The following is a 4,865-nucleotide window of genomic DNA, read 5'->3' on the forward strand; positions in this document are numbered from 1 at the left end:
GCATAACCAAATGAATAAATATGATTTATGGATATATAAATCAGCTGGTAAGGTCACTGCCATTGAAGCGAGATCGCAGCCTGCGAATCGCCTGTAACGCTTAAAGGAATCTGCAATGCTGGTCGTCTCACTCGGTGGCAGCCCCAGCCTGCGCTCCCGTTCCGGGGTGCTGCTGGAGCGCTCGCAACGCTGGTTGCAACAGCAAGGGGTGGAAGTGGTGAGTTATCAGGTGCGGGACTTCCCGGCCGAGGATCTGCTCCACGCGCGCTTCGACAGCCCGAAGGTCCTCGACCTGCTGCAACAGATCGCAAACGCCGATGGCCTGCTGATCGCCACGCCGGTGTACAAGGCCTCGTTTTCCGGAGCGCTGAAGACCCTGCTGGATCTGCTCCCCGAGCGTGCCTTGAATCACAAGATTGTCTTGCCGATGGCTACCGGCGGCAGCATTGCCCACATGCTGGTAGTCGATTACGCGCTCAAGCCTGTGCTGTCGGCACTCAAGGCCCAGGAAATGCTTCAGGGCATTTTCGCCGAGGACAGCCAGATCGCTTACGGCGAAGGCAGTGCCGCCGCGCAACTGGCGCCGGCGCTCGAGCAACGGTTACACGAGGCCCTGGACCAGTTCATCGGCGCCATGGCGCGCCGGCCGAAACCGCTGGAGCCGGGCCTGTTGAACGAACGTTTGTTGAGTGCTCGCTGGAGCATTTAAGTCCCATCGAAATTTGAAGTACTGGCCTTACTCGCCCGCCAACGGGCAAGCAGGTGCAGCCAAAACCCAACAGCAAAAAGGAGAGCGCTATGCGCACTGTATTTTTGCGTCGTGGTCTGGTCGCTCTGTTTGCTGCGGCTGTCACCTTCGGCGCCATCACCCAAGCTCAAGCCGAGACATTGCGGATCGGTTATCAGAAGTACGGCACGCTGGTGCTGCTCAAAGCCAAAGGCACGCTGGAAAAACGCCTCGCCGCGCAAGGCGTCGACGTGCAATGGACGGAATTCCCTGGCGGCCCGCAGCTGCTCGAAGGCCTCAACGTCGGCTCGATCGATTTCGGCGTGACCGGCGAAACCCCACCGGTTTTCGCTCAAGCTGCCGGCGCTGATCTGCTCTACGTTGCCTACGAACCGCCAGCACCGAACAGCGAAGCGATCCTCGTACCGAAAGACTCGCCGATCAAATCGGTGGCCGATCTCAAGGGCAAGAAAGTCGCCCTGAACAAAGGCTCCAACGTGCACTACCTGCTGGTGCGCGCACTGGAAGACGCCGGCCTCAAGTACAGCGACATCCAGACCGTATTCCTGCCGCCGGCCGATGCCCGCGCTGCGTTCGAGCGTGGCAGTGTCGACGCCTGGGTCATCTGGGATCCATACCAGGCCGCTGCCGAGAAACAACTGCAAGCGCACACTCTGCGTGACGGCAAAGGCATCGTCGACAACCACCAGTTCTATCTGGCGACCAAACCTTACGCGCAGAAAAATCCCGAGGTGATCAAGACCCTCGTCGAAGAAGTGCGCGCGGTTGGCGAGTGGTCCAAAGCCAATCCGCAAGACGTGACGCAACAGGTCGCGCCACTGCTTGGCCTGCCGGCGGACATCACCCTGACCTCGGTGAAACGCCAGGGCTACGGCGCGCTGTTCCTGACCCCGGAAGTGGTCGCCGCGCAACAGAAAATCGCCGACACGTTCTTCCAGCTCAAGCTGATTCCCAAGCCGTTGAGCATCAAGGATGTGATCTGGACCCCGCCGGCCGCTGTGGCCCAAAGCTCTCAAGCCCAGTAATTCGAATCCACAAGGAGACCACTCCATGAGCCTCAATATCTTCTGGTTCCTGCCAACCCACGGCGACGGCCATTACCTTGGCACCGCCGAAGGCGCCCGCGCGGTTGATCACGGTTACCTGCAACAGGTCGCGCAAGCGGCGGATCGTCTGGGTTTTGGCGGGGTGCTGATTCCGACCGGGCGTTCCTGCGAAGACTCGTGGCTGGTCGCGGCCTCGCTGATTCCGGTGACCCAGCGTCTGAAATTCCTCGTCGCCCTGCGCCCCGGGATCATCTCCCCGACGGTCGCCGCGCGGCAGGCAGCGACGCTGGATCGTTTGTCCGGCGGGCGTGCGCTGTTCAATCTGGTCACCGGTGGCGATCCGGAAGAACTGGCCGGCGACGGTCTGTTCCTCAACCATGAGGAACGCTATCAAGCCTCGGTGGAATTCACCCGCATCTGGCGTCGTGTGCTGGAAGGCGAAACCGTCGATTACGACGGCGAGCACATCAGCGTGAAGGGCGCGAAGCTGCTGTATCCGCCGATCCAGCAACCGCGTCCGCCGCTGTATTTCGGTGGCTCTTCGGAAGCGGCGCAGGATCTGGCCGCCGAGCAGGTCGAGATGGTGCTGACCTGGGGCGAACCACCGGCAGCGGTTGCCGAGAAGATCGCACAAGTCCGGGCCAAAGCCGCCAAACTCGGCCGTACCGTGCGCTTCGGCATTCGTCTGCATGTGATCGTGCGTGAAACCAACGCCGAAGCCTGGCAGGCTGCGGACCGGCTGATCTCGCATCTGGACGACGACACCATCCAACGTGCGCAGGCTTCGCTGGCGCGCTTCGATTCGGTCGGCCAGCAACGCATGGCCGCGCTGCACGGCGGCAGCCGCGACAACCTTGAAGTCAGCCCGAACCTCTGGGCCGGCGTCGGTCTGGTACGTGGCGGTGCCGGTACTGCGCTGGTCGGCGATGGCCCGACCGTGGCCGCGCGGGTCAAGGAATATGCCGATCTGGGCATCGACACCTTCATCTTCTCCGGTTATCCACACCTCGAAGAATCGTATCGGGTGGCCGAGCTGCTGTTCCCACACCTCGACGTTGAACGCCCGGAACTGCCGAAGAGCGCCGGTTACGTCAGCCCGTTCGGCGAGATGGTCGCCAACGACATCCTGCCCAAAGCCGCATCGCAGAGCTGAGGCGCGGCCATGAAGAAAATTATCCACAGCCTCGCGCCTTGGGCGTTGCCGGTGTTACTGCTGGCGGTGTGGCAGTTGTCGGTGTCGGCGGGCTGGTTGTCGACACGGATTCTGCCGGCACCGGTAGCAGTGATCGAAGCCGGTGTCAGTCTGGTACGCAGCGGCGAGATCTGGACGCACCTGGCGATCAGCGGCTGGCGCGCGGCACTCGGGTTTACCATCGGCGGCGGCATCGGCCTGGTGCTTGGCTTTATCACCGGCCTGTCGAAATGGGGCGAGCGCCTGCTCGACAGCTCGGTGCAGATGATCCGCAACGTGCCGCATCTGGCGCTGATTCCGCTGGTGATCCTGTGGTTCGGCATCGACGAATCAGCGAAGATTTTTCTGGTGGCGCTGGGCACCTTGTTCCCGATTTACCTCAACACTTATCACGGCATCCGCAACGTCGACCCGGCACTGGTGGAGATGGCGCGCAGTTATGGTCTGAGCGGCTTCAGCCTGTTCTGGCAGGTGATTCTGCCGGGTGCGTTGCCGTCGATTCTGGTCGGCGTGCGCTTCGCACTGGGCTTCATGTGGCTGACGCTGATCGTCGCTGAAACCATCTCGGCCAGCTCCGGTATCGGCTATCTGGCGATGAACGCCCGCGAGTTCTTGCAGACCGACGTGGTGGTGCTGGCGATCCTGCTTTACGCGGTGCTCGGCAAACTTGCCGACCTTGCCGCCCGTGGACTTGAGCGTGTGTGGCTGCGCTGGCATCCGGCCTATCAGGTTGCCAAAGGAGGTGCGGCATGACCGCTCAACAACCTCCACGCCTGCTGCGCGGGATTCCGCTGGCGGTGCGCAACCTGCAGAAAACCTTCGGCGCGCGGCAGGTGCTGCGCGACATCGATCTGCACATTCCGGCGGGGCAGTTTGTCGCCGTGGTCGGGCGCAGCGGTTGTGGCAAGAGCACGTTCTTGCGCTTGCTCGCCGGCCTCGACCAACCCACTGGCGGCGAGCTGCTGGCCGGCTCCGCGCCGCTCAGCCAGGCGCGCGACGATACGCGGCTGATGTTCCAGGAAGCGCGGCTGCTGCCGTGGAAAAGGATCATCGACAACGTCGGTCTCGGCCTCAAGGGCAACTGGCGCCAGCAAGCGCTGGATGCACTGGAAGCCGTGGGTCTGGCTGATCGCGCCAATGAGTGGCCGGCGGCATTGTCCGGTGGCCAGAAGCAGCGCGTGGCGCTGGCCCGGGCGCTGATTCACCAGCCGCGTCTGCTGCTGCTCGACGAACCGCTCGGCGCACTGGATGCCCTGACCCGCATCGAGATGCAGCAACTGATCGAACGGCTGTGGCAGCAACACGGTTTTACCGTGCTGCTGGTGACCCATGACGTCAGTGAAGCGGTGGCGATCGCCGATCGGGTGATTCTGATCGAGGACGGCGAAGTTGGCCTCGACCTGCACGTCGATCTGCCGCGCCCCAGGGTGCGTGGCTCGCATCGCCTCGCCGCACTGGAAACCGAAGTGCTCAACCGTGTTCTGTCCCTGCCCGGCGAACCGCCGGCGCCGGAACCCGTTTCACCCCTGCCTGCGCAATTGCGTTGGGCGCAATGAAGCAGCTGCAAGCTTCAAGCTACAAGCCGCAAGAACAAGCCTGGTGCTTTTACTTGCAGCTTATAGCTTGCCGCTTGCAGCTCATTTCGATCCTAGGAGAAATGCCATGACTATCAAAGCCATCAACGTGCGCAACCAGTTCAAAGGCTCGATCAAGGAAATCGTCCTCGGCGACGTGCTGTCGGAAATCGACGTGCAGACCGCTTCGGGCATCGTCACTTCGGTGATCACCACCCGCTCTGTGAAAGAGCTGGAGCTGGTGGTCGGCAGCGAAGTGATCGCCTTTGTGAAATCCACCGAGGTATCGATCGCCAAGTTGTAAG

At 62.2% G+C, this 4,865-nt stretch carries 6 protein-coding genes; all 6 read left to right on the forward strand.

What is annotated here, in order from left to right:
* Nucleotides 1-115: 115 nt before the first annotated feature.
* A complete protein-coding gene (gene ssuE, locus D6877_RS27030) occupies nt 116-709 on the forward strand; it encodes an NADPH-dependent FMN reductase (protein WP_041476877.1) in 594 nt (197 codons plus the stop codon).
* Between the two features lie 89 nt (nt 710-798).
* On the forward strand, nt 799-1,773 hold the full coding sequence (locus tag D6877_RS27035) for a sulfonate ABC transporter substrate-binding protein (RefSeq protein WP_130912671.1): 975 nt from the start codon (nt 799-801) through the stop codon (nt 1,771-1,773).
* A 25-nt stretch (nt 1,774-1,798) separates the two neighbouring features.
* Nucleotides 1,799-2,947: an FMNH2-dependent alkanesulfonate monooxygenase gene (gene ssuD / locus D6877_RS27040; RefSeq protein ID WP_016772653.1), complete on the forward strand. Its 1,149-nt coding sequence runs from the start codon at nt 1,799-1,801 to the stop codon at nt 2,945-2,947.
* Nucleotides 2,948-2,956: 9 nt separating this feature from the next.
* Nucleotides 2,957-3,739, forward strand: coding sequence for an aliphatic sulfonate ABC transporter permease SsuC (gene ssuC, locus D6877_RS27045; protein WP_130912672.1), 783 nt, complete (start codon nt 2,957-2,959; stop codon nt 3,737-3,739).
* Nucleotides 3,736-4,542, forward strand: a complete 807-nt coding sequence (ssuB, locus tag D6877_RS27050; protein ID WP_130912673.1) for an aliphatic sulfonates ABC transporter ATP-binding protein — start codon at nt 3,736-3,738, stop codon at nt 4,540-4,542. Before ssuC ends, ssuB begins: the two co-directional genes overlap by 4 nt.
* A 106-nt stretch (nt 4,543-4,648) precedes the next feature.
* The gene (locus D6877_RS27055) at nt 4,649-4,864 is read left to right on the forward strand and encodes a TOBE domain-containing protein (RefSeq protein ID WP_003229256.1); all 216 of its coding nucleotides are present in this window, start codon (nt 4,649-4,651) and stop codon (nt 4,862-4,864) included.
* The last annotated feature ends 1 nt before the right edge of the window (nt 4,865 follow it).

This window comes from Pseudomonas sp. Sample_9 (assembly GCF_004307535.1).
GTDB classification, from domain to species: Bacteria; Pseudomonadota; Gammaproteobacteria; order Pseudomonadales; family Pseudomonadaceae; genus Aquipseudomonas; species Aquipseudomonas mercuritolerans.